A 19,761-nucleotide genomic window follows, 5' to 3' on the forward strand; every position below is an offset into this window, starting at 1 on the left:
GATCCGGTCGGACTCGGCGCGGCGCCCCCTCCTGTGCGAGGGGTTTTTTCGTTTGGCGATTCGATCACGGATCGATGAGCGAACGCTCGTAACCGCCGGCAGAGACGATCGATGGAGCTTTGAGGACATGAGCGAGACGAACACCGCTGCCGCCGCAGAGACGGCCGCGCCGCACCGCTACACGGCGGCCATGGCCGCCGACATCGAGGCACGCTGGCAGGACTTCTGGGACGCCGACGGCACCTACGCGGCGCCGAACCCGACGGGCGATCTGGCCGGTGACCCGGCCGTCGCCGCCCGGCCCAAGAAGTTCATCATGGACATGTTCCCCTATCCCTCGGGCGCGGGCCTGCACGTCGGCCACCCGCTGGGCTACATCGCCACCGACGTCTACGCCCGCCACCAGCGCATGACCGGCCACAACGTGCTGCACACGCTGGGCTTCGACGCCTTCGGCCTGCCCGCCGAGCAGTACGCCGTGCAGACCGGCACGCACCCGCGGATCTCCACCGAGTCCAACATGGAGAACATGAAGGCGCAGCTGCGCCGGCTGGGCCTGGGGCACGACAAGCGCCGCTCCTTCGCGACGATCGACCCCGAGTACTACAAGTGGACCCAGTGGATCTTCCTCCAGATCTTCAACTCCTGGTACGACACCGACGCGAAGAAGGCCCGCCCGATCGCCGAGCTGGTCGCCGCGTTCGAGGACGGCAGCCGCGAGGTGCCCGGCGGCCGTGAGTGGGCGGCGCTGGGCGCCGTAGAGCGCGCGGAGATCCTCGGCCAGTACCGCCTGGCGTACGCCTCCGACGCCCCCGTCAACTGGTGCCCGGGTCTGGGCACCGTCCTGGCCAACGAGGAGGTCACCGCCGACGGCCGTTCCGAGCGCGGCAACTTCCCCGTCTTCAAGGCCAAGCTGCGCCAGTGGAACATGCGCATCACCGCCTACGCGGACCGCCTGATCGACGACCTGGACGCGCTGGACTGGCCGGAGGCCATCAAGCTGCAGCAGCGCAACTGGATCGGCCGCTCCGAGGGCGCCCGCGTCGACTTCCAGGTCAGCGACACCGACGCCATCACGGTCTTCACCACCCGCCAGGACACCCTGTTCGGCGCCACCTACATGGTGCTGGCGCCCGAGCACGAGCTGGTCGACACCATCGTCCCGGTCGCCTGGCCCGAGGGCACCCACGACGTGTGGACCGGCGGGCACGCCACCCCGGCCGAGGCCGTCGCCAAGTACCGCGCGTTCGCCGCCGCCAAGTCGGACGTCGAGCGCCAGGCCGACGCCAAGGAGAAGACCGGCGTCTTCACCGGCGCGTTCGCCACCAACCCCGTCAGCGGCGAAAAGGTTCCCGTCTTCATCGCCGACTACGTACTGATGGGCTACGGCACCGGCGCGATCATGGCCGTGCCGGCGCACGACACCCGCGACTTCGCCTTCGCGCGCGCCTTCGAGCTGCCCATGCGCTGCGTCGTACAGCCCGACGACGACCGCGGCACCGACGCCTCGACGTGGGACGAGGCGTTCGCCTCCTATGAGGCGAAGCTCGTCAACTCCGCCAACGCCGAGATCTCGGTGGACGGCCTGGGCGTCGTCGAGGCCAAGGCCAGGATGACCGACTGGCTGACCGAGCGCGGCATCGGCGAGGGCACCGTCAACTTCCGGCTCCGCGACTGGCTGTTCAGCCGCCAGCGCTACTGGGGCGAGCCCTTCCCGATCGTCTACGACGAGGACGGCGTCGCCCACTCGCTGCCCGAGTCGATGCTGCCCCTGGAGCTGCCGGAGGTCGACGACTACTCGCCGCGCACCTTCGAGCCCGACGACGCCGACACCTCGCCGGAAACCCCGCTGTCCCGCAACGAGGACTGGGTCAACGTCGAGCTGGACCTGGGCGACGGCGTCAAGAAGTACCGCCGCGAGACCAACACCATGCCCAACTGGGCCGGTTCCTGCTGGTACGAGCTGCGCTACCTGGACCCGCACAACAGCGACAAGCTGGTCGACCCGGCCATCGAGCAGTACTGGATGGGCCCGCGCGAAGGCATGCCGACCGGCGGCGTCGACCTGTACGTCGGCGGCGCCGAGCACGCCGTGCTGCACCTGCTGTACGCGCGCTTCTGGTCCAAGGTGCTGTTCGACCTGGGACACATCTCGTCGGCCGAGCCGTTCCACAAGCTCTACAACCAGGGCATGATCCAGGCGTACGTCTACCGGGACGGCCGCGGCTTCCCGGTGCCGGCCGTCGAGGTCGAGGAGCGCGACGGGACGTTCTTCTTCGAGGGCGAGCCCGTCAAGCGCGAGCTGGGCAAGATGGGCAAGTCCCTGAAGAACGCGGTCACTCCGGACGAGATCTGCTCCGAGTACGGCGCCGACACCCTGCGCCTGTACGAGATGGCGATGGGCCCCCTGGACGTCTCGCGCCCCTGGGACACCCGCGCGGTCGTCGGCCAGTACCGGCTGCTGCAGCGCCTGTGGCGCAACATCGTCGACGAGGCGACCGGTGAGGTCACCGTCACCGACACCGAGCCCGACGAGGCGACCCTGCGCGCCCTGCACAAGGCGATCGACGGCGCCGGCGCAGACCTGGCGGGGCTGCGCTTCAACACGGCCATCGCCAAGATCACCGAACTGAACAACCACCTGACCAAGGCGGGCGGCCCGCTGTCCCGCTCCGTCGCCGAGCGGCTGGTGCTGCTGATCGCCCCGCTGGCCCCGCACATCGCCGAGGAACTGTGGCGCAAGCTGGGCCACACCGGCTCCGTGGTGCACGGCGACTTCCCCGTCGCCGACCCGGCGTACGTCGTGGACGAGGCCGTGACCTGCGTCGTGCAGATCAAGGGCAAGGTCAAGGCCCGACTGGAGGTGCCGCCGGGCATCTCCGACGACGATCTGGAGAAGCTCGCCCTGGCCGACGAGGCCGTCGTCGCGGCGCTGGGCGGCGCGGGCATCCGCAAGGTCATCGTGCGGGCGCCGAAGCTGGTGAACATCGTTCCCGCGTAGGGCCCGAAACGGCACTGGGGGCTTCCCCCTACGGGCAGGTTGGGGGTTCCGCGGGAACCCACGGCCTGCCCGTTCCGTTTACGGTGGAGGGGACGACACCGACCGAGGGGACGTTCATGGAAGCCGCGATCCTGATCCTGGCACTGCTGTTCGTCGCCTTCGTGGGGCTCGGCGTGTACGTGACGGTCAAGGTGGTCGGCGCCGCCAAGCGGGGCGTGGAGCGTACGGTCACCCAGGCCCGCAGGACCGTCGAGGACACCACGCTGCGCGCCAAGAGCGTGGGGCAGCCCGGCGTCGCGGGCCAGCTCGCCCAGCTGCGCCTCTCGCTGCGCACCTCGATGCGGGCCACCCAGGAGGCGCTGCACGCGCGGCTCGCCGAGGACGCGTCCCTGAAGGAGTCCCTCGCCCTGTTCGAGCGGCTCAGCGGGCACGGCCACGAACTGGACGACGAGCTCAGGCGCCTCGAGCGGGAGCCGGACAAGCGCAGGATCGCGGACCGGATGCCGGAGCTCCGCGAGCGCACCGAACGGATCACGCGCTCCGCGGACTCACTGCGCTGGGCCGCCCGGGACCGGGCCCGGCAGTTCGCCGACGACGAGCTCGCCTCGCTCAGCGAGCAGATCGAGATGGAGTCGGGCGCCCTGCGGGACTGGTCGGTCAAGGCGCCCACGGCGGACGGATCCGCGTCCTGGGATGATCTTTCGGACAACAACGTGCCCGCGCCGGGTCGCGCGTCCCAGGAGCCGCAGCGCGGCGGGCCGGCTCGCGAGGAGCCCCCGGCCGGGACACCGCAGGCGATAGGCACCGCCCAGCCGCAGGTGAGGTACCCGTGGCAGAAGGCACCCCGCCCCGAAGCCACGAGCTGAGCCGGCGGACACCGGCAGGAGCCGTGGGAACCGCGCCGTCGCCACCGACCCGAACTGATCATTCCACCAGGCCGGACTGCCGCGCGGCGCCCTCGGCGGGTAACCTCCCGCTCATGTCCCGCCATGTCGCGATCGTCACCGATTCAACGGCCTATCTGCCGCCGCAGACGATGGAGCGGCACAGCATCACCGCCGTGCCGCTGACCGTCGTCCTGGGGGACCAGGCGCTGGAAGAAGGCACGGAGATCTCGGCCCGCTCGCTGGCCCTCGCCCTGCAGAAACGACGCTCCGTCACCACGTCGAGGCCGAGCCCCGCGGTGTTCGCGGACACCTACGCGAAGATCGCCGAAGCGGGTGCCGAGGGGATCGTGTCGCTGCACCTGTCGGCCGAGTTCTCGGGCACCTACGACGCCGCCGTGCTCGCGGCCAAGGACGCTCCCGTGCCGGTGCGCGTGGTCGATACCGGGATGGTTGCGATGGCCCTCGGATTCTGCGCGCTGGCCGCGGCCCAGGTCGCCGATGCGGGCGGCACCCTGGACGAGGCAGTGGCCGCTGCCGAGAAGCGGGCCGGCGCGACCTCCGCCTTCTTCTACGTCGACACCCTCGACTATCTGCGCCGAGGCGGCCGCATCGGCGCCGCGCAGGCGCTGCTCGGCTCGGCCCTCGCCGTCAAGCCGCTGCTCCAGCTCGACGACGGCCGGATCGAGATGCTGGAGAAGGTGCGCACCGCTTCCAAGGCCATCGCCCGCCTGGAGGAGATCGTGGCCGACCGGGCGGGAAGCAGCCCCGTCGACATCGCGGTGCACCATCTCGCGGCGCCCGAGCGCGCCGCCGCACTGGCCGACAGGCTGCGGGCGCGGGTGCCTGGGCTGGTCGACCTGTACACCAGCGAGGTGGGGGCGGTGATCGGCGCGCACACGGGGCCGGGCCTGCTCGGCGCCATCGTCTCGCCGCGCTGAGCCGGTTCGAGGGAGGGTGGAATTCGGGCGGTGGGGGGAATCCGCGGGCTGAACCGCGCGACGCGAGCGGAAATCCGCGCGGGCTGATTCCCTCCAGCGGGTGACCGGGTTATCCACAACTGGTGGGTTGTCCACCGGAATTGAGGGTGATCAGCGGGTTCGCCCCGACGTGCCTAACGTTTCGTGGCATGGCAATCAGATCACCACGCACCGCCACGAGCGGACCCGGCCGGGCCCCCGGCTCCGACGGGCGAAGCCGGCCCGGTCACGGCCGCCGCAGCCGCACCGCGCGGCCCTGCGCCCCGGTCCCGACCGCACGCGGCCGCGCGGCCGCGCTCTTTCTCCCACCGCCTCCGGGTGGGCCACCGCCTCCGGGCACGGCCGCCCCGCCGCACGAGCCTCCACCGGCTCCCTCCTCATACCCGCCCGAACCGGCCGGGCGGGTGACTCCGGCCCACTGCGCCGCCGCACCGGGGGCGGGTGAGCGGGTCTGGGCTGCCGTGCGTGAACGGCTGCCGCTGTGGGCGCAGTCCAGGCTGAGTCTCGCGCCGCGCAGTCTGGCGGCGCTGTGCCTGGTCCTCCTCGTCACGGCCGGCTTCACGGCGCAGCACTTCTGGGCCGGACGTCCGCAGTCCGTACGCGCCCCGGACCTGGCCGAAGGGCAGGGGCCGCCCGCGCACGGCATGAAAAGCGCGGGCAACGACGCGGAACGCGGGGCCGGAGGCGGGGCGAGAGGTGGGACGACCGGTGGAACGACCGACCGGGTGGGCGCCGCGGCGATGTCCGGGCCGGTGGCCCAGCCGACGCCCTCGCCGGCCGGAGTGCTGGTCGTGGACGTCGCAGGGAAAGTGCAGCGGCCCGGGGTCTACCGCCTGCCCGCCGGATCGAGGGTCGCCGACGCCCTGACCGCGGCCGGAGGTGTGCGGAACGGAGCGGACGTGACCGGGCTCAACCGTGCGAGGCCGCTCACCGACGGGGAACAGGTGCTGGCCGGTGTGCCGGGCGCGGCACTTGGCGGACCGGGCGTGGGCGGCGCTTCCACCGGCGCCTCCGTCGCAGGCTCCCACAGCGGCTCGACGGGCGGGCCGGGCGGTCCGGTGAGCCTCAACTCCGCCTCGGCACAACAGCTGGACACGCTGCCGGGCGTCGGCCCCGTACTCGCCCAGCACATCGTCGACTACCGCGCCCAGCACGGCGGCTTCCGCTCGGTCGATGAACTGCGCGAGGTCAAGGGGATCGGCGAGGGGAAGTTCAACGACCTGCAAGCCCTGGTGCGGCTGTGAACCGCCTGAAGATCCATGCCGAGTCGGGCGCCCGGCTGGGGGCGGCCAACCCGTACCGGGAAGGACCGACGGACCTCCGCCTGGTCGGACCGGCCCTGGGCGCCTGGGGTGGCGCGGCCTGTGCCGTGAACTCCTCGATGAATCAGGCGAGTTGGGCGGCCGCGCTGTGTCTCGCGGTGGCGACCGTGCTGGTCGCGCCGGCCGTTCGGCGCGGGGTGCGGCGACGGGCCGGGAGTTCGAGGTCGGGGGAGGCCGATGCAACAGAAGAGGCGGATGCGGCAGGAGAGGTTGAAGGGGGCTGGAGGTATCGGGGCGCGGTCGCCGGGGTGTTGGTCTGTGTCGCGGTCGGGATCATGGCGGGCGGGCTGCACGCAGAGGAGGCGCGCCGGGGTCCCTTGCCGGGCCTGGCGAGGGAGTTCCGGCAGGTCACCGTGGAATTGGTGCTGAGCACCGACCCGAGGCCGACCCGCGCGGGCGGCTGGGGCGGAGCCTCGGTGGTGGTGGACGCGGAGGTGCGGCGTGTCGTCGGAGCGGACGGCGGAACGCGTGGCGTGCACACCCCGGTCCTCGTCCTGGCGCCCGGCAGCTGGCAGGGGCTGCTGCCCTCCACCCGGCTGCGGGTGACCGCGCGGCTCGCACCGGGCGACGGGAAGATCGCCGCCGTGCTCAAGGTGGCGAACGGGCCACCCCGGGTCGCGGGCGCACCAACTGCCGTGCAGAGACTGGCGGGTGAGCTGCGCGCCGGGCTGCGCTCGGCGGCCCAAGGGCTCGCGCCGGATGCGCGGGCGCTGTTGCCCGGCCTGGTCGTCGGCGACACGTCGAGGGTCACGCCCGAACTGCGCGCCGCATTCCGGGCGACCGACCTCACCCACCTCATGGCGGTGTCGGGCAGCAATTTGATGATCATTCTCGCCCTGCTGATCGGACCACCGGGGAGGGCGCTGCTGGCCGAGCGGGGCGGCCTCGCGCCACGTCTCGGGATTCCCCTGCGCCTGACCGCCGTGCTCGGCGGGGCGCTCACCCTCGCCTTCGTCGTGGTGTGCCGACCGGAGCCGAGTGTGCTGCGCGCCGCCGCGTGCGGGCTTGTCGCCCTGCTGGCCATCGGCACGGGCCGGCGCAGATCCCTGATCCCGGCGCTGGCGGCCGTCGTACTGCTCCTGGTGCTGTACACGCCCGAACTGGCCCGCAGTTACGGGTTCCTGCTCTCGGTCCTCGCCACCGGGGCGCTGCTCACGATCGCGCCGGGGTGGAGCCAGGCGATGCGACGGCGCGGGGTGCCCGACCGGCTCGCCGAGGTGCTGGCCGCCGCGGCGGCGGCGCAAGCGGTGTGCGCGCCGGTGGTGGCGGTGTTCGCGGCGCGGATCAGCCTGGTCGCGGTGCCCTGCAACCTGCTGGCCGAACCGGCGGTGGCCCTGGCGACGGTGGCGGGATTCGCCGCACTGGCGGCGGCCCCGGTCGCGCTGCCGGTCGCCGAGTTCTTCGCCTGGTGCGGAAGTTGGCCCACGCGCTGGATCGCGACGGTGGCCCGGACCGGAGCGGCACTGCCCGGCGCCGAGTGGGGGTGGCCGGGCGGCTGGTGCGGGGGAGCGCTGCTCGCGTTCGTCACCGTGGTGCTCGTGCTCGTGGCGCGGAAGCTGCCCCGGTATCCCTGGGCGGCCGCGGCGCTCGCCCTGGCGCTGTTGCTCGCGGTGGTGCGGCCGGCCCCGCTCACCAGGATCGTCACCGGCTGGCCGCCGCCCGACTGGTCGTACGCCATGTGTGACGTCGGTCAAGGGGACGCCACGGTGCTGGCGGCGGGGGCGGGGACGGCCGTGGTGATCGACGCCGGACCCGAGGCCCTGCCCGTCGACCGCTGCCTCCATGAACTGGGCGTCACCCGGATCCCCTTGCTCCTGCTGACCCACTTCCACGCGGACCACGTGGGGGGCCTCGCCGGGGTGTTGCGGGGGAGGTCGGTCGGGGTCATCGAGACGACGGGCTACGCGGAGCCGCCCGACCAGGCGGCATTCGTGCGGCGAATCGCGGCGGCGCACGGGGTGTCCGTGACGACGGCCGCATACGGCGAACGGCGCACGCTGGGCGGGCTCTCGTGGGAGGTGCTGTGGCCGCCGCCGGAACCGGGGCCGGTGCCCGACGGGCCGAACGACGCCAGCGTCACCCTGCTCGTCCACACCGCCGGCGGGCTGAGCCTGCTGCTGCCCGGCGACCTCGAACCCCCCGCCCAGCGAAGGCTGTTGCGGCAGAACCCGGCGCTGGCCCACGTGGACGTCCTGAAGGTGGCCCACCACGGTTCGGCACACCAGGACCCGGGGCTGCTCGGGCTCGTACGCCCGAGACTGGCGCTCATCTCCGTCGGGCTGGGCAACCGATACGGCCATCCCGCGCCGGGCACGATCGCCGTGCTGCGCGCGTGGGGCGCCGCGGTCCTGCGGACCGACACGGACGGGGCGATCGCGATCACCGGGGTGGGCGGCGGCCTGCGCGCGGTGCCCCGGGGACCCGACGCGACGCGGGCGGGAGCGGTGCGCCGGGCCTCGCCTCCTGAGACGACGGCCGCATGCGACGGGTGTGCGGGAGCGGTGCGCCGGGCCTCGCCTCCTGAGACGACGGCCGCATGCGACGGGTGTGCGGGAGCGGTGCGCCGGGCCTCGCCTCCTGAGACGACGGCCGCATGCGACGGGTGTACGGCCGGTCCGTCAGCGCGTTGGCAGGGAGCGGAACCGGACAAACGGAATGGCCAATTCGGGCCTCTGGTGACAGGTGCCTCAACTGTGCGCAGGCGCCGCGTTTGCCACGAACAGCACAACAGTGATCGAATGCGTCTTCGTCAAGGGGCCGCAGACCTGCTGTGGCGAGGACGGACGAGGATGTCTGCCCCCTGCGCGGCCCGGCAGATTCTTCTTCGCACGGGGGTGCGTGCACAGTGTTCAGCCGCTGGTTCGGCAAGAGCTCGACCAGTTCTCCACTTCGTACCGGGCCCCTGGCGGGCCTGTCCGTCCCGTCGACCGGGGGCGTGCTCGGCTGCCGGGTGCTCGACCCCGTCAACGAGCCTGTCCAGCGGGCCGAGTTCGTGGTCAGCGATACCTCGGGCCGACGGGTCGTCGGCGGTGAGACCGACCCGTTCGGCACGGTGGTCACCACGGTGCCGGCGGGCGAATACCGGCTGGCCGTCACGGCCGAGGGATACACGCCCTTCCACGGCAACGCCACCGTCACCGCGAGCGGGCTCACCGCGCTCGGCGACATCATGCTCCAGGTCGCCGCCCCGGTGGCGCTGCCGGATCCCGGTGAGTGGGAGCTCGACCCGACGCACTCCCAGATCGGGTTCACAGCGAGTCACATCGGACTCGCCCGTATCCACGGCCGGTTCAACACGTTCGCCGGGGCCATCCGCATAGGGGAGCGCATGGAGGGGTCCGCGATGCACGTCATCATCGACACCGCCTCCATCGACACCGGCGTCCAGATGCGCGACGACCACCTGCGGTCGGGCGACTTCCTGGACGTGGGGAGCTATCCGACGATGGAGTTCTACAGCGACCGCTTCGTACACCGGGGCGGCGGACGGTGGGCGATCATCGGCGGGCTCACGCTGCACGGCGTGAGCCGCACGGTGACGCTCGACACGCAGTACCTGGGCCTGGGAACGGGGCTCGGCGGCGAGACCAGGGGTGCCTGCCGGGCCACCACCGAGCTGCACCGCGAGGACTTCACGCTCACCTGGCAGACCATGCTCGCCCGGGGCATCGCGGCGATCGGATCGTCGATCTCGATCGACCTCGACATCCAGGTCGTGCCGAAGACGGGCTGAGCGGGCCCGACGGCTGCCCCGCTGCGGTCCATGCCGTACGGGGTCGCCGAGCGAGGTCGTCGTACGGGGTGCGCCGTACGGAGTCAGGGGGATTCCAGCCAGCCGTCGTGGTCGGCGACCAGGGTGTCCAGGGCCTTCGGGTCCAGGCGGCCGTCCGGGTCCTCCACGACGACGAGCCACTGGGCGTCCTCGGCGTCGTCCTCGCCGGCCAGGGCGTCGCGCACGAGCTGCGGCTCATCGGCGAGGCCGAACAGGTCGGACAGCTCGGTGGCGACCTCCTCGGCGGCGTCGCGGTCCGGGAGCACCAGTACGTGTCGGGTCACATCGTTCACCTGGTCATTCTCCGACATGCCGGGCGGGGTGGTGCCCGGTGGGGGGAGCGGACCGACGGGCACTGTCGGTGGCCCGTGGGATGCTGGACGACGATGGCCACCAGGAAGAATTCCACCGACGATCCGCTCGCCCCCGTCACGCTCGCCGTGGGCCAGGAGGACCTGCTCCTCGACCGCGCCGTGCAGCAGGTGGTGGCGGCCGCCCGTGCCGCCGACTCCGACACCGACGTGCGTGACCTGACCTCCGACCAGGTTCAGCCCGGCACGCTCGCCGAGCTGACCAGCCCCTCGCTCTTCGCGGAGCGGAAGGTCGTGGTCGTACGCAACGCGCACGATCTGTCCGCGGACACGATCAAGGACGTGAAGGCGTACCTCGACTCTCCCGCCGAAGAGATCACCCTGGTGCTCCTGCACGCGGGCGGCGCCAAGGGCAAGGGGCTGCTCGACGCCGCGCGCAAGTCGGGGGCGCGGGAAGTGGCGTGCCCCAAGACCACGAAGCCGGCCGAGCGGCTCACCTTCGTACGGCAGGAGTTCCGGGCGCTGGGGCGTTCGGCCACGCCGGAGGCCTGCCAGGCGCTGGTCGACTCGATCGGCAGCGATCTGCGCGAGCTCGCTTCCGCGGTGTCGCAGCTGTGCGCGGACGTGGAGGGGACGATCGACGAGGAGGTCGTCGGGCGGTACTACACGGGCCGTGCGGAGGCCTCCAGCTTCACCGTCGCCGACCGGGCGGTGGAGGGGCGGGCCGCGGAGGCGCTGGAAGCGCTGCGGTGGTCGCTGTCGACGGGGGTCGCGCCGGTGCTGATCACGAGCGCGCTCGCGCAGGGGGTGCGGGCAATCGGGAAGCTGTCCTCCGCGCGGGGGGGCCGGCCGGCGGATCTCGCACGGGAGTTGGGGATGCCGCCGTGGAAGATCGACCGGGTGCGGCAGCAGATGCGGGGGTGGACGCCGGAGGGGGTTTCTTCGGCCCTGCGGGCCGTGGCTGAGGCGGATGCGGGGGTAAAGGGTGGGGGGGACGATCCCGAGTACGCCCTGGAGAAGGCGGTCGTCGCGATTGCCCGAGCGGCTCGGGCGGGCCGCTAGGCCTCTCGCCGGCCCGGGGTTCGAGATCACCCGGGGCTTGCCCCCGGGCCCCTTGCCGTCGTGTGCGGACCGAGCCCGTGTCTCGCGCAGTTCCTCGCGCCCCTGTACCCGCTGTTGTCTGCGGACCGTGCCCCCTGACCCCGCTTTCGCGTGCGGGCCTGTGCGTGGCTGGTCGTGCAGTTCCCCGCGCCCCTGGGGGCCTGGGCTTCGCCCTGCCCCCCGGGCCCCTTGGACGGCCGGTTTTCGTGTGCGGACCGAGCCCGTGTCTCGCGCAGTTCCTCGCGCCCCTGTACCCGCTGTTGTCTGCGGACCGTGCCCCCTGACCCCGCTTTCGCGTGCGGGCCTGTGCGTGGCTGGTCGTGCAGTTCCCCGCGCCCCTGGGGGCCTGGGCTTCGCCCTGCCCCCCGGGCCCCTTGGACGGCCGGTTTTCGTGTGCGGGCCGTGCCCCGCGTCTCGCGCGGTTCCCCGCGCCCCTGACGGGGCGCGGGAGAGGCAACCTCGGCCCTTCGGGCGCGAAACGGGGTCTGGGGTGGGGCCGCAGGGCTAGGCGGCTCGGCGCCAGCTCACTGGGGGCTGGTAAGGGTGGCGGCGCCAGGCCGCCAGGGGGATCACGGGGGCCAGAGGCAGGGCGGGTTCTCCGGTCAGGGAGAGGAGGACCACGGCCAGAGCCGCCAGCTCGGCCTCGGTCGGGGTGCCTTTCAGCACGCGGAACAGGGGCTCAGTCGAATCGTTCGGCACGCTCGCTCCTCACTGCGGTGGGTTGCCGTGCTTGCGGGACGGCAGGTCTGCGTGCTTCGTGCGAAGCATCGCCAGGGCGGAGGACAGCACGGCCCGTGTCTCGGCCGGGTCGATCACGTCGTCGACCAGGCCCCGCTCGGCTGCGTAGTACGGGTGCATCAGTTCTGATTTGTACGCCGCGATCTTCGACGCGCGCACCGCCTCCGGATCGTCCGAACTCGCTATCTCCCGGCGGAAGATGACGTTCGCCGCACCTTCCGCGCCCATCACCGCGATCTCGTTGGTGGGCCACGCGTAGGTGAGGTCCGCGCCGATGGACTGGGAGTCCATGACGATGTACGCGCCGCCGTAGGCCTTGCGCAGGATGAGGGAGATGCGGGGGACGGTCGCGTTGCAGTAGGCGTACAGGAGCTTCGCGCCGTGGCGGATGATCCCACCGTGCTCCTGCGCGACACCCGGCAGGAAGCCCGGCACGTCGACCAGGGTGAGGAGCGGGATGTTGAAGGCGTCGCAGAGCTGCACGAAGCGGGCCGCCTTCTCACTTGCCTCGATGTCGAGGACGCCCGCGAGGAACTGCGGCTGGTTCGCCAGGATCCCCACCACGCGGCCGTCGATCCGGGCGAGGGCGCAGATGATGTTGCGTGCCCAGTGCTCATGGACTTCGAGCAGGTCGCCGTGGTCGACGATCTCCTCCACGACCTTGCGCATGTCGTACGGGCGGTTGCCGTCGGCCGGCACCAGGTCGAGGAGCACGTCGTTGCGGCGGTCGGCGGGGTCGTCACCGGGCGGCAGCGGCGGGGGCATCTCCCGGTTGTTCGACGGGAGCATCGAGATGAGGTAGCGCACCTCCGCGAGGCACGTCTCCTCGTCGTCGTGGACGAAGTGGGCCACGCCCGACACCCCGGCGTGCACGTCCGCGCCGCCGAGCCCGTTCTGGGTGATCTCCTCGCCCGTCACCGCCCGCACCACGTCGGGCCCTGTGATGAACATCTGCGATGTATCGCGGACCATGAAGACGAAGTCGGTCAGGGCGGGGGAGTACGCCGCGCCACCGGCGCACGGGCCGAGCATCACGCTGATCTGCGGGATCACACCCGAGGCCCGCGTGTTGCGCTGGAAGATGCCGCCGTAGCCGGCGAGCGCGCTGACGCCCTCCTGGATACGGGCGCCCGCGCCGTCGTTCAGCGACACCAGCGGGACACCGGCCGCGATGGCCATGTCCATGATCTTGTGGATCTTCGTGGCATGCGCCTCACCCAGCGCGCCGCCGAAGATACGGAAATCGTGGGCGTACACGAAGACCGTACGGCCCTCCACCGTGCCCCAGCCGGTGACCACACCATCGGTGTACGGCTTCTTCGCCTCCAGCCCGAACCCCACCGCACGGTGCCGGCGCAGCTGCTCGATCTCCTGGAAGGAGCCCGGGTCCAGGAGCAGGTCGATGCGCTCGCGGGCGGTCAGCTTGCCCTTGGCGCGCTGGGCCTCGGTCGCCTTCTCGCTCGGCCCGAGCCTCGCCTGCTCGCGCAGTACGTGCAGTTCGGCGACGCGCACGGCCGCGGTCTGCGGCGCCGGCTGATCAGTCACGGTCATGTTCGGTCCCCTCTTGTCGCGCGTTCCTGCGACGCATCTGCTGTGACACATCCCTTGCGACGCATTCGCTGTGACGCATTCGCTGTGACGCATTCGCTGTGACGCATCCGCTGTGACGCATTCGCTGTGACGCGCCCCTTGCGACGCGCTGCCTGTTACGCGCTTCTCGTTGCGCGCTTCTTGTTACGCGTTGTCATGGTGAGTCGCCCGCGCCCGGACCGCGTCCAGCAGGCTCGCCTGCTCCAGGCACTCCCCGGCGTCCGGCGACTCGACGGCACCCGAACGCACCGCGCGCACGAACGCCCTTACCGTGGCCGCGACTTGGTCGTGCGGAGCCAGCGTCAGCTCGCGCGGCCCGTGCGCGTCCGTGATCCACACCGCCGGCTTGTGGTCGGCGGGCGGAGTGAACGCCGGCTCGACGCGGATCCGGCCCTCGCTGCCCCACAGTTCGTACGCCGAGCGATAGGCGTGCTCCATGCCGAACGCCAGCTGCCCGAGCACCCCCGAAGGCGAGCGGACGAGCACCGCGCCCGACGTCTCCACCGCAGAGCCGCCCGAGCTCTCCAGGGCGGCGCCGACGATCTCCAGGCCCGCGCCCAGGAAGTACAGGGCCGCCCGCACCGGGTAGTAGCCGACGTCCAGGAGGGCGCCGCCGCCCAGCTCCGGGCGGTGTCTGATGTTCCCGGCCGGCAGCGCCGGGATCGCGAACGCCGCGCTGAAAGCCCGGAGTTGACCGATCGCACCGCTCGTCACCAGCTCCCGTACGACCGAGTGCTGGGGGTGATGGACGAACATGACGTTCTCCATCAGGACCAGGCCCGAGGCGCGCGCCAGGCCGAGCAGCGCCTCGGTGGTCGGCCGGTCGGCGGTCAACGGCTTCTCCGCCAGGACGTGCTTGCCCGCCCGCAGCGCCCGGCCCGCCCACTCGGCGTGCAGGGAGATGGGCAGCGGAACGTACACCGCGTCCACGTCGTCCCGGGTCAGGGCCGCGTCGTAGGACTCGACCGCGGCGCAGCCGAACTGCGCCGCGACCTCCCGAGCGCGGCCGCCGTCCCGGCTCGCCACCGCGGTCAGCTCGATGTCCGGGTCGGCCGCCATGGCGGGCAGCACCCGGCGGCGGGCGATGTCGGCGGTGCCGAGGACGGCGATGCGCAGGGGGCGTTCAGTCATGCGTCAGATGTCCCATGGCGTTGAGGCAGGCGAGGAGCGTCCTGGCCTGCACATTGACATAGTGGCCGTGCTTGATCAGATCCGTGAGCTGGCTGACCGTCACCCACTGGTACCCCGTGGGCGGTTCGATCGGTGCCTCCTGCTCGTCCGACTCGATGACCAGGTAGCGGTTCTCGGCGTACAGGAACCGGCCGCCCTCCTCGGAGTGGATGGCGTCGTAGCGGATGCGCTCCGCGGGCGCCGACATGACGAGGTCGAGGAACGGCGGGCGGACCTGGAGGCCCTCGAAGTTGTCCGGGGAGCACTGCACGGTGGGGGCCAGCTCGACGGTGTCGAGGAAACCGCCCTCGACCTTCGCGTTGGCGAGCACGTGCAGCACACCGTCGAACGAGCGGGTCAGGAAGGCGGCTATGCCCCGGCTGCACGGCTCGATCAGCGGCTGGGTCCAGCTGGTCACCTCGCGGTTGCCGGCCTGCACCTCGACCGCGACCACGTTGAACCAGCGGCCGTCGTCCTTGCCGATGCGCGCCTCGTCGCGGGTCCAGCCCGGCACGTCGTCCAGCGGGATCCGCTCCGCCTGCACGTCGTAGCGCGAACGCTCCGAGGTGAACCAGGACAGCAGGTCGACGTCGGTGAGCAGCGCGCCGGCCCATGGATCGCGCGAGCGGGCCAGGGCCTGGCTGAACTCGTCACTCGCCACGGCGCCCGCGCGGTAGGCCGGCAGACAGGCCAGCACGGTGCGCGAGTCCATGTTCACCAGGTTGTCCTGGTGCAGGAGTTCGGAGATCTGACCCAGCGTCAGCCAGCAGAAGTCCTCGTCGAGCGGGACGTCACCGTCCACTTCGACGATCATGTTGCGGTTGCTCTTGTGGTAGAACCACGAGCCGTGCTCGGACTGGAGCACATCGGCGAGGATGCGCCCGCGCCCGCTGCCCGTGAAGTACTCGATGTACTTCACGTCCGTGCCCTGGTGGACCTTGGTGTAATTGCTGCGGGTGGCCTGCACTGTGGGGGAGAGCTGGAGCAGATTGCGGTTGCCCGGCTCCATCTTGGCCTGCATCAAGAAGTGCAGTACGCCGTCGAACTCCTTCACCAGGATCCCGAGGATGCCGACCTCGGGCTGCTTGATGATGGGCTGGTACCACTCCTTGTGCGGGCCGTCGTCCGTGGTGACGTGCAGCCCCTCCACGCTGAAGAAGCGGCCGCTGGAGTGCACCAGGTTCCCGGTGTCCGGCTCGAAGGACCAGCCGCGCAGCTTGGAGAACGGGATGCGCTCGATGTGGAAGCGGCCCGCCTTCCTGCGCTCGGCGAACCAGTGGTGGAACTCCCCGGTGGTCAGGAGTCCGCCGGTGGTGGCCGCGGACGCCGCGATCCGGTCGGGGACCGACACCGGCTCACGGGGCTGGACCACCGGCTGAAGCTCAGTCAGCTCCGCAAGTGTCGACGACATGTACGCTCTCTCCTCGTCAGGGGTGCTGGGGTTGAGGGGTGTCGGGGGGCGTCACCAGCCGGCGACGAAGTCCCGGATCGAAGCCGTCATGAAGTCGGTGTGCTCGTCGGTGAGGCCGGGGTACACGCCGATCCAGAAGGTCTGCTCGGTGATGATGTCGGAGTTGGTGAGGTCGCCCACGATCCGGTGCGGTGCGTCCACGTAGGCGGGCTGGCGCGTCAGGTTGCCGGCGAACAGGTTGCGCGTGCCGATCTTCCGCTCCTCCAGGAAGTTCACCAACTCCTTGCGCTTGAACGGCGCGTCGGGGTCGACGGTGATGACGAAGCCGAACCAGCTGGGCTCGCTGCCCAGGGTGGCCTCCGGCAGGATCAGGTGCGGCACGCCCTCAAGACCCTCGCGCAGGCGCTGCCAGTTGCGGCGGCGGGCGGCGGTGAAGTCGTCGACCTTGTCGAGCTGGGTCAGACCGAGCGCGGCCTGGAGGTCGGTGGCCTTCAGGTTGTAGCCGATGTGCGAGTAGATGTACTTGTGGTCGTAGCCGGCCGGCAGCGTGCCCAGCTGGTACTGGAAGCGCTTGAAGCAGCGGTCGCTCTCGCCCGGCTCGCACCAGCAGTCGCGGCCCCAGTCGCGCAGCGACTCCACGATGCGGGCCAGCGCCAGGTTCGAGGTCAGCACGCAGCCGCCCTCGCCCATCGTCAGGTGGTGCGCCGGATAGAAGCTGACCGTGGTCAAGTCGCCGAAGGTGCCGGTGAGTTGCCCGTTGTAGAGCGAGCCGACCGCGTCGCAGTTGTCCTCGACGAGGAAGAGGTCGTTCTCCTCGGCGATCTGCGCGACCTCGGCGACCTCGAAGGGGTTGCCGAGCGCGTGCGCGACCATGATGGCGCGGGTCTTGGGGCCGACGGCCGCCTTGATGCGCTCGGCGGTCGTGTTGTACGTCTTCAGCTCGACGTCCACGAAGACGGGGATGAGACCGTTCTGCAGGATCGGGTTGACGGTGGTCGGGAAGCCCGCGGCCACCGTGATGACCTCGTCGCCCGGCTTGAGGGCGCGGTCCTCCAGGTGCGGCGAGAGGAGCGCCGACATCGCCAGCAGGTTGGCCGAGGAACCGGAGTTCACCAGGTGCGCCTTGCGCCGCTTCATGTAGCGGGCGAAGCGGGACTCGAACTTGCGGGAGCTGGTGCCCGCGGCTATCCGCATGTCGAGCGCCGCCTCCACCAGGGCCACCCGGTCCGCGGGCTCCAGGACCGCGCCGGAGGGCCAGATCTCGCTGACGCCCGGCACGAACTCGCCGGACTGCTCCTTCTCCAGGTGGTACTCCCGCACCTGTTCGAGAATCCGTGCCTTGGTGTCACTCATTTTGGCTGCCTCCATGGTCGTCAGTTCGGCACGAAGCCCTCAGCGGTGATCCGACACGGCCATCGTCGGGGGCGCGACTTGAAGGGCACTGGACAACGGCTCGCGATGGGCGGCGGACTCGGGACGCGGGGCGCCGGGCGACGGCACGCGCTCGACGGCGGCGCGGGCGTGGGCCAGCAGATCGCGCAGTGAATCGTCCAGGCTGCGCCGCGGCGACCAGCCCAGGAGCCGTTTCGCACGCCCGATGTCCATGCGCTGCCACTCCGCCTCCGGCGGCCGCCCGCCGGCGCTCGGCGACTCCACGATCTCGGCGGCCGCACCCGCCAGCTCGGTCAGCCGCAGCACCAGGCTGCGCACCGAAGTCGCCTGCCCGCCGCCGATGTTGAGGACCTGACCGCTCGCGCCGGAGCGGGCCGCGGCGAGCGCCGCGTCCGCCACGTCCCGTACGTCCACGAAGTCGCGGTGGGCGAGCAGCGGGGCGAGCCGCAGCGGCTCGGGGGCGGAGGTGGCCAGGTGATGGGCGACCATGCCGAGCAGGCTCGCCCGGTGCGTGCCGGGTCCCGACACGTTGGACACGCGCAGGACAAGGCCCTCCGCCCGCCCCGACGCCGCCGCGTCGAGCAGCGCGCGGGCCCCGGCCAGCTTCGAGCGGCCGTACGGGGTGACCGGCGAGGTCGGGGTGTCCTCGCTGATGCCGGTGCGCGGCACGGGTCCGTATTCGTGCACGGAGCCGAGCTGGATGAGCCGGGGCCGAGCGGTCAGCGGGGCGGTCGCCGCGACCAGGCGCTCCACCAGATCGGTGTTGGCGCGCGTCATGTCGTCCTCGGTGGCCTGCCACACGGCGCCCGCCGCGTTCACCACCGCGTGCGCGCCGCGCTCCGCGAGCAGCGCCGCGATGCGGTCCGGAGCGGAGCTCACCACATCAAGCGCCGTCGTTTCATAGGGAGTTGGCGGTCCGCTCACGCTGCGGGCGACCCCGGTCACCCGCCAGCCCGCCGCGTCGAACACCTCGCAGACGTGCCGGCCCACGAACCCCGTGGCGCCGAGCACCACCACCGATCCGGCCGCGCCGCCTCTGCCGCCTGCTCTTCGGTCGTTCACCGACACCGTTGCTACCTCCTGTATGCGCGGTTTGAGCGGCACTGTGGCGCGTGGCGCTCGGGGACCGCTGGACAGGTGGTCATGCGGCGCTACCGGAACTTGAGTACGGGCGCCTACCGTCCGCCACCATGAGGATCGAAGAGACCGCCGTACCGGACGCGTACCGCATCATGCCGAAGCTGCTGACGGACCCCCGCGGCAGTTTCCACGAGTCGTACCGCTACGACCTGCTCGCCGCCGAGACCGGACACGCCTTCGTGCCGCGCCAGGTCAACTACTCGGCGTCCTCGCGCAATACGGTGCGCGGGCTGCACGGCGTGGCCATCCCGCCGGGCCAGGCCAAGCTGGTCAGCTGCGTGCGCGGGGCGCTGCTCGACGTGGTCGTCGACGTACGCGTGGGTTCGCCCACGTTCGGCGAGCACGTGACGACGGTGCTCGACGCGCGGGACGGGCGGGCGATGTTCGTGGCGGAGGGGCTCGCGCACGGGTTCGTGGCGCTGACCGACGACACGTGCATCAGCTATCTGTGCTCCACCGAGTACGTGCCGGGTACGCAGCTCGACCTGCGGGCGTTCGACCCGGAGCTCGGGCTGCCGTGGTCGCGGTGGCTCACGGGGGATCCGGTGCTTTCCGAGAAGGACGCGGCGGCACCTACGGTGGGCGAGGCCGCGGAGCTCGGGTTGCTGCCCACGTACGCGCAGTGCCTCTCCCTCTACGCGAGGGGCCAGGAACGCCCCCGCCACGCCGCGTAGCCGCATCCGCGCCCCCTCGGCACTCCGGCCGCGCCCCGCACCGGCCCGAGAACGCCCCCATCCCGCGCAGTTCCCCGTGCCCCTTGGCTGCTCGGTGCCGGGCGGTGCGCACATCGTCGGCCCGTCCGGCGTTTGAGGACGAGGCCGTTCAGGCCGAACGGAGTCCGGGGCTGAGCCCCGGCAGCCCCGCTTTCGGGTGCGGACCGTGCGCGCGTCCCGCGCAGTTCCCCGCGCCCCCAGTAGGGCACCCGGCATGCCAAGTCGCCCGCGTCCGC

At 71.7% G+C, this 19,761-nt stretch carries 14 protein-coding genes and 1 pseudogene; 8 read left to right on the top strand and 7 right to left on the bottom strand.

All coding sequences use genetic code 11. The annotated features are described in order from the left end of the window. Window positions 1-127 precede the first annotated feature (127 nt). The 6 genes and pseudogenes from leuS (at window position 128) to OG432_RS23185 (ending at window position 9,920) form a co-directional block, all read left to right on the top strand. Window positions 128-3,001 (top strand): leucine--tRNA ligase, encoded by a 2,874-nt coding sequence (gene leuS / locus OG432_RS23160; RefSeq protein WP_328312865.1) that lies wholly within the window; start codon window positions 128-130, stop codon window positions 2,999-3,001. A gap of 116 nt (window positions 3,002-3,117) precedes the next feature. Beyond that, on the top strand, window positions 3,118-3,867 hold the full coding sequence (locus tag OG432_RS23165; protein ID WP_328312866.1) for a hypothetical protein: 750 nt from the start codon (window positions 3,118-3,120) through the stop codon (window positions 3,865-3,867). A gap of 113 nt (window positions 3,868-3,980) precedes the next feature. Further along, window positions 3,981-4,826, top strand: a complete 846-nt coding sequence (locus OG432_RS23170) for a DegV family protein (protein WP_328312867.1) — start codon at window positions 3,981-3,983, stop codon at window positions 4,824-4,826. A gap of 500 nt (window positions 4,827-5,326) precedes the next feature. Then, entirely contained in the window at window positions 5,327-6,109 is a 783-nt protein-coding gene (locus OG432_RS23175) for a ComEA family DNA-binding protein (RefSeq protein ID WP_328312868.1), read from the top strand. A gap of 35 nt (window positions 6,110-6,144) precedes the next feature. Further along, a pseudogene (locus OG432_RS23180) lies at window positions 6,145-8,604 on the top strand (ComEC/Rec2 family competence protein); the annotation flags it as partial. Between the two features lie 428 nt (window positions 8,605-9,032). Beyond that, complete coding sequence (locus OG432_RS23185) at window positions 9,033-9,920, top strand: YceI family protein (RefSeq protein WP_443058438.1); 888 nt, start codon at window positions 9,033-9,035, stop codon at window positions 9,918-9,920. Window positions 9,921-10,003: 83 nt separating this feature from the next. Here the strand turns inward: OG432_RS23185 and OG432_RS23190 are convergent, their stop codons facing one another. Further along, complete coding sequence (locus tag OG432_RS23190) at window positions 10,004-10,252, bottom strand: hypothetical protein (RefSeq protein WP_328315211.1); 249 nt, start codon at window positions 10,250-10,252, stop codon at window positions 10,004-10,006. 93 nt (window positions 10,253-10,345) lie between these two features. On the opposite strand from OG432_RS23190, the gene holA reads away from it, so the two are divergent. After that, the gene (gene holA / locus OG432_RS23195; protein ID WP_328312869.1) at window positions 10,346-11,332 is read left to right on the top strand and encodes a DNA polymerase III subunit delta; all 987 of its coding nucleotides are present in this window, start codon (window positions 10,346-10,348) and stop codon (window positions 11,330-11,332) included. A gap of 543 nt (window positions 11,333-11,875) precedes the next feature. Here the strand turns inward: holA and OG432_RS23200 are convergent. The 6 genes from OG432_RS23200 to OG432_RS23225 all read right to left on the bottom strand — a co-directional run bounded on the left by OG432_RS23200 (window position 11,876) and on the right by OG432_RS23225 (window position 18,734). Then, complete coding sequence (locus tag OG432_RS23200) at window positions 11,876-12,070, bottom strand: acyl-CoA carboxylase subunit epsilon (RefSeq protein WP_328312870.1); 195 nt, start codon at window positions 12,068-12,070, stop codon at window positions 11,876-11,878. Between the two features lie 9 nt (window positions 12,071-12,079). After that, the gene (locus OG432_RS23205) at window positions 12,080-13,660 is read right to left on the bottom strand and encodes an acyl-CoA carboxylase subunit beta (RefSeq protein WP_328312871.1); all 1,581 of its coding nucleotides are present in this window, start codon (window positions 13,658-13,660) and stop codon (window positions 12,080-12,082) included. 183 nt (window positions 13,661-13,843) lie between these two features. Beyond that, window positions 13,844-14,830, bottom strand: coding sequence for a Gfo/Idh/MocA family protein (locus OG432_RS23210; protein ID WP_328312872.1), 987 nt, complete (start codon window positions 14,828-14,830; stop codon window positions 13,844-13,846). Beyond that, window positions 14,823-16,280 carry an NDP-hexose 2,3-dehydratase family protein gene (locus tag OG432_RS23215; protein WP_328312873.1) on the bottom strand — a complete coding sequence of 486 codons (1,458 nt, stop codon included), beginning with the start codon at window positions 16,278-16,280 and terminating at the stop codon, window positions 14,823-14,825. Before OG432_RS23215 ends, OG432_RS23210 begins: the two co-directional genes overlap by 8 nt. Before the next feature lie 51 nt (window positions 16,281-16,331). Beyond that, window positions 16,332-17,633: a lipopolysaccharide biosynthesis protein RfbH gene (gene rfbH, locus OG432_RS23220; protein WP_328312874.1), complete on the bottom strand. Its 1,302-nt coding sequence runs from the start codon at window positions 17,631-17,633 to the stop codon at window positions 16,332-16,334. Window positions 17,634-17,672: 39 nt separating this feature from the next. Beyond that, a complete protein-coding gene (locus OG432_RS23225; protein WP_328312875.1) occupies window positions 17,673-18,734 on the bottom strand; it encodes an NAD-dependent epimerase/dehydratase family protein in 1,062 nt (353 codons plus the stop codon). Window positions 18,735-18,862: 128 nt separating this feature from the next. Here OG432_RS23225 and OG432_RS23230 point away from each other — a divergent pair, with 128 nt between their 5' ends. Next, complete coding sequence (locus OG432_RS23230; RefSeq protein ID WP_328312876.1) at window positions 18,863-19,486, top strand: dTDP-4-dehydrorhamnose 3,5-epimerase family protein; 624 nt, start codon at window positions 18,863-18,865, stop codon at window positions 19,484-19,486. The last annotated feature ends 275 nt before the right edge of the window (window positions 19,487-19,761 follow it).

It is taken from the genome of Streptomyces sp. NBC_00442 (assembly GCF_036014195.1).
Lineage (GTDB): Bacteria > Actinomycetota > Actinomycetes > Streptomycetales > Streptomycetaceae > Streptomyces.

Coding starts and splice junctions, on each gene's coding strand:
- OG432_RS23205 (WP_328312871.1), bottom strand. CDS start 13,660: ATGACCGTGACTGATCAGCCGGCGCCGCAGACCGCGGCCGTGCGCGTC.
- OG432_RS23165 (WP_328312866.1), top strand. CDS start 3,118: ATGGAAGCCGCGATCCTGATCCTGGCACTGCTGTTCGTCGCCTTCGTG.
- OG432_RS23210 (WP_328312872.1), bottom strand. CDS start 14,830: ATGACTGAACGCCCCCTGCGCATCGCCGTCCTCGGCACCGCCGACATC.
- leuS (WP_328312865.1), top strand. CDS start 128: ATGAGCGAGACGAACACCGCTGCCGCCGCAGAGACGGCCGCGCCGCAC.
- OG432_RS23230 (WP_328312876.1), top strand. CDS start 18,863: ATGAGGATCGAAGAGACCGCCGTACCGGACGCGTACCGCATCATGCCG.
- OG432_RS23215 (WP_328312873.1), bottom strand. CDS start 16,280: ATGTCGTCGACACTTGCGGAGCTGACTGAGCTTCAGCCGGTGGTCCAG.
- holA (WP_328312869.1), top strand. CDS start 10,346: ATGGCCACCAGGAAGAATTCCACCGACGATCCGCTCGCCCCCGTCACG.
- rfbH (WP_328312874.1), bottom strand. CDS start 17,633: ATGAGTGACACCAAGGCACGGATTCTCGAACAGGTGCGGGAGTACCAC.
- OG432_RS23170 (WP_328312867.1), top strand. CDS start 3,981: ATGTCCCGCCATGTCGCGATCGTCACCGATTCAACGGCCTATCTGCCG.